4 protein-coding genes are annotated in these 3099 nt (G+C 71.2%); all 4 read right to left on the bottom strand.

Annotation, left to right across the window (positions count from 1 at the left end; translation table 11 throughout):
* On the bottom strand, nt 1-378 hold a 378-nt coding region (locus G3O00_RS41005; protein ID WP_206146409.1), incomplete at its 3' end, for a YbaB/EbfC family DNA-binding protein.
* A 71-nt stretch (nt 379-449) separates the two neighbouring features.
* Nucleotides 450-1895: a Do family serine endopeptidase gene (locus G3O00_RS41000; protein ID WP_206146408.1), complete on the bottom strand. Its 1446-nt coding sequence runs from the start codon at nt 1893-1895 to the stop codon at nt 450-452.
* A gap of 76 nt (nt 1896-1971) precedes the next feature.
* On the bottom strand, nt 1972-2355 hold the full coding sequence (locus G3O00_RS40995; protein ID WP_174935719.1) for a hypothetical protein: 384 nt from the start codon (nt 2353-2355) through the stop codon (nt 1972-1974).
* 46 nt (nt 2356-2401) lie between these two features.
* Nucleotides 2402-3099 (bottom strand): hypothetical protein (locus G3O00_RS40990; protein ID WP_206146407.1); only part of this gene is annotated, 698 nt, incomplete at its 5' end.

The following is a 3099-nucleotide window of genomic DNA, read 5'->3' as shown; positions in this document are numbered from 1 at the left end:
CTCCGCCAGCGGGCCGGCCGTGAGCAGTTGCCGCAGCGTCGCATCCGCGTCGGTGTCGCCGAGCGACGCGAATTCGACGCGCGTGACGGCGCCGTTCGTGCCGATCCACGCACGCACGACGATCGCGGGCGGCGGCGCGGCGGCGCTCGCATTCAGCACGCGCGCCTCGAGATAGCGGTGCAGACGATCGGCCGCGTCGCCGTCGGCTTCGAGCCAGGTCTGGAACTGCTGCCCGGCGAGCTGTCCGTAGCGGATCCACGTTGGCGGCACGTCGGCCGTCTGTGCAACGGCCGCCGGCACGGCGCCTACGGCCAGCGCCCACGCGACGAAGATCGCCCGCCACCCTCCGGATACGCCCCACTGCTGCATTCGCTTCATCCCGCCTCCTGTTTCGACGATGCGCCGTCGTGCTGCGTCGCGTCGCGCGCCCGCCCTGCGCCCTGCACCCTTCAACCGATCTCGATCGGCACATACAGCCGAGTACCGCCGCGCTGGACGAGCAGCGCGACGTTGCCGTGCGCGGCGTCGATCTCGGTCATCAGCGCACCGATGTTCGCGACCGGCGTGCCGTTGACCGACAGCACGACATCGCCGGGCTGCAACCCCGCGCGCGCAGCCTGGCCGCTCGCCTGCTCGACGACGAGTGCCTGCCCGACGCCGAGCCGCTGGCGCTCCTGCTCCGTCGCCGCGCGCAACGCGAGCCCGAACCGCGCGGGCCCTTGCTCGCCGCTCGCCGCCGCCGTGCCGCTGTCGAATGCGCCAACCGTCGCGCTCATGTGCATCGCCCGTCCGGCGCGCCATACGAGCAGGTCGGCTTGCCGGCCGGCACGCATGCCCGCAACGGTGCCGAGCAGGTCCGACGATTCGGCGACCGACTTGCCGTCGACCGCGAGCACGACGTCGCCCGGCTGCAGGCCCGCGTGCGCGGCCGGGCCATCCGGCTCGACCATGGTGATCAGCGCGCCGTCGGGGCTGGCGAGGCCGAACGAACGCGCCAGCGCCTGGCTCACTTCCTGGACGGCCACGCCGAGCCGGCCGCGCGTGACCTTGCCGGTCCGCAGCAACTGGTCCTTCACGTCGAGCGCGATGTCGATCGGGATCGCGAACGCGAGCCCCTGATAGCCGCCCGTCTTCGAGAAGATCATCGAGTTGATCGCGATCACGCGGCCGCCGAGATCGAACAGCGGGCCGCCCGAATTGCCGGGGTTGATCGGCACGTCGGTCTGGATGAACGGAATCGCGCGCTCGCCGGGCAACGAGCGCGATTTCGCGCTGACGATGCCCTGCGTGACCGTGTTCGCGAACCCGTACGGCGAACCGATCGCCATCACCCAGTCGCCCACTTCGGTGCGCGCTGGGTCGCCGGTCGCGACGACCGGCAGGTTGTGCGCGTCGATGCGGATCACCGCGACGTCGGAGACGGGATCGCTGCCGATCACGCGCCCCTTGAACTGCCGCTTGTCGGTCAGCTTCACGTCGATCGCAACGGCGTCGCCGACTACGTGCCGGTTGGTCAGGATCACGCCGTCCTCGCTGACGATGAAGCCGGAACCGAGGCTCACCTCCTCGCGGTTGCCGATCACGCGCCGCGCCAGGAACGGCGCGAGCGGATGATCGGGCGCGATGCCCGGCGGCAACTGGATGCCCATCTGCGTGACTTCGCGCGTGACGCTGATGTTGACGACGGCCGGGCCGACGCGCCGGACCAGCGCGGCAAAATTCGGCAGTGCGACGGTCGGCGTCGGCGTCGGCGTTGGCGATGCGGCGCCCGGCTGCGCGGGCCGCTCGGCAGCCGTTGCCGTCGAACAACCGCATGCGCACGCACCGGCCAACGCCAGCCCGCCGGCCATCACTCGCAGCGCCGCCGCCAGGTTCGTGTGCGTGCCCGCTTTCATGTCGCTGTTCCTCGTCGGTTCGCGCCGGAACGCCGCCGGCTCATCGAGACCTGCGCGTCGCGCTCGGCCGCCTGCATTACTTCGGCGGCACCGCGACCGGCACATCGGGCCGCTGCGGCGTCGTCGACCGGCCCCAGTTCGAGCCGAAACGGTTTCGCTCGGTCGACAGGTTGAACGTGCCGAGACGGTTCGACGGCTGCTTCGACAGCCGCTCCGAATCCGTTTGCGACGCGCCCGCCTGCGGGTCGGCCTTCGGCTTCAGTTGCTGGCTGAGGCAGTCGTACGACAGCGCACGCTTGCCGTCGACTTCCGCATCGACGCACACCGGCTTCGCGGCGGAACCCGGGCTGGCCGGCGCGGGAGCGGCCGCACTTGCCGCCGCGCGGCCGCCCTGCGCGTGTACGCCGGCTGTCAGCAGCAGGCAGACGATCGTCGCGATGCCGCTTCGTCGCATCTTCATCCGCGCCTCCTTCAGAAATGGCTCCATTGCGCCCTCACGGCTGCCGTCACGGATTCGTGCCCGGCGCCGACGCACGCGCCAGGAAACGCGCGAACGCTGCGCGATCGGCTTCGTCTACGGCAGGCTCCGGTGCATCGACCTGTTGCGCCCACGCGTCGCGCATGCCGTCGACCGGCTGCCACGCCTGCACCTGCGCGCCGGTCGGATACGGCGTGACGAGCGGTTCGCGATAGTCGACGCGAAACAGCGGCGGCGCACTACCACCCGCCGTCCACAGATCGCCGACGTCGCGCACGCTCGCGTCGAACCAGAATCGCACCCAGCGCACCGTCGGCGCGCGCGTGTCGGTACTCGGCGCGTCGGTGTCCAACGCGTCCGGCACGCGCAGGAAGCCGGCCAGCACGAGCAGCACGGCTGCCAGATCGTCGTCGCGCAACATCCGGTACGACCAGAGATCCGCGACGTCGACACAGGAGATCACCGCGATGAAACGGGCGATCGTGAGCGCGGGCCACGCGCGCCGCATCAGCATGTAATGGCGCGCCCAGTGCGCCACGAAGCGTTCGCGATGCCGAGCGGCGACCTGCACGTCGCGCGAGCCGCGAATCGTCAGTTCCTCCGGCTGATACTGGCGCGTCGTGAGCACGCACTGCGCGGAGCACCGCGCGCTGCGGTGCCGCGCATAGCCGCCCGCGCCGGGCAACGGCTCCAGCGCGCCGAAGCACAGCGGGCAATGCGTGGGCA

It is taken from the genome of Burkholderia sp. Ac-20384, from assembly GCF_017104605.1.
Lineage (GTDB): Bacteria > Pseudomonadota > Gammaproteobacteria > Burkholderiales > Burkholderiaceae > Burkholderia > Burkholderia lata.
This window is presented reverse-complemented; position numbering and strand designations above follow the sequence as displayed.

Excerpts from the sequence above, each read along its gene's own strand:
- G3O00_RS40995 (WP_174935719.1), bottom strand. The coding sequence starts at position 2,355 with ATGAAGATGCGACGAAGCGGCATCGCGACGATCGTCTGCCTGCTGCTG.
- G3O00_RS41000 (WP_206146408.1), bottom strand. The coding sequence starts at position 1,895 with ATGAAAGCGGGCACGCACACGAACCTGGCGGCGGCGCTGCGAGTGATG.